General features: G+C 38.3%; 1 protein-coding gene. It reads left to right on the forward strand.

Translation table 11 applies throughout. The annotated features are described in order from the left end of the window. Nucleotides 1–13: 13 nt before the first annotated feature. On the forward strand, nucleotides 14–412 hold a 399-nt coding region (locus tag E3E26_RS11015; RefSeq protein WP_240911737.1), incomplete at its 3' end, for an acyl-CoA dehydrogenase family protein.

Genomic DNA, 412 nt, shown 5'->3' on the forward strand with positions numbered 1-412 from the left:
TACCAGTGTTTGTATGAGTGTAAACAATAGTTTGGTTTGTTATGGTTTGCAGGAATTCGGGACAGAGGAACAAAAACAAAAATATCTTACGCCGATTGCACAAGGCAAAAAAGATGGTGAATTATATCTCGGAGCTTTTTTATTAAGCGAACCTGAAGCAGGCAGCGATGCAACAAGTCAAAGAACAACAGCAGAAGATAAAGGTGATTATTATTTACTGAACGGAACAAAGAACTGGATTACCAATGGTTCCAGTGCATCCGTTTATTTGGTAATGGCTCAAACAGATGCCAGTAAAGGCCCGAAAGGCATTAATACTTTAATTGTTGAAAAACATTGGCCCGGTGTAACTGTTGCAGCCAAAGAAAATAAACTCGGTATTCGTGGTAGTGATACGCATACTATAATGTTT

The organism is Thermococcus sp. LS1 (assembly GCF_012027395.1).
Taxonomy (GTDB): Archaea; Methanobacteriota_B; Thermococci; order Thermococcales; family Thermococcaceae; genus Thermococcus.